Origin of the sequence: Salinicoccus sediminis (assembly GCF_000986795.1) — a bacterium.
In the GTDB taxonomy this organism is placed as follows: Bacteria; Bacillota; Bacilli; order Staphylococcales; family Salinicoccaceae; genus Salinicoccus; species Salinicoccus sediminis.
In genome coordinates this window covers 1-657 of record NZ_LAYZ01000021.1, presented here as the reverse complement: position 1 = coordinate 657, position 657 = coordinate 1, and the positions used below count along the sequence as shown (strand labels likewise).

1 rRNA gene is annotated in these 657 nt (G+C 56.0%); it reads left to right on the top strand.

Annotated features, from left to right (window positions below):
• Positions 1-657, top strand: a 23S ribosomal RNA gene (locus WN59_RS07935); the annotation flags it as partial.

Sequence of the window (657 nt, the reverse complement as noted above, 5' to 3'; positions counted from 1 at the left end):
CAGTGAATAGATAGCTGACGCGGCGGTAGACCCGGGGAACTGAAACATCTCAGTACCCGGAGGAAGAGAAAGAAAAATCGATTCCCTGAGTAGCGGCGAGCGAAACGGGAAGAGCCCAAACCAGCTTCGGCTGGGGTTGTAGGACACCGACACGCCAAGTAATGTTGAGCCGAACGGCCTGGAAAGGCCGGCCGGAGGGGGTAACAGTCCCGTAGGCAAAGGACATTATGCGGCCCGGTGGATCCTGAGTACGGCGGAACACGAGGAATTCCGTCGGAATCCGGGAGGCCCATCTCCCAAGGCTAAATACTCCTTAGTGACCGATAGCGAACCAGTACCGTGAGGGAAAGGTGAAAAGCACCCCGGAAGGGGAGTGAAACAGAACCTGAAACCGTGTGCCTACAAGTAGTCAGAGCCCGTTAATGGGTGATGGCGTGCCTTTTGTAGAATGAACCGGCGAGTTGTGATCTCATGCAAGGTTAAGCAGCGAATGCGGAGCCGCAGCGAAAGCGAGTCTGAAGAGGGCGTACGAGTATGGGGTTGCAGACCCGAAACCAGGTGATCTACCCATGTCCAGGCTGAAGTCCAGGTAACACTGGATGGAGGGCCGAACCGACTTACGTTGAAAAGTGACCGGATGAGGTGTGGGTAGCGGAG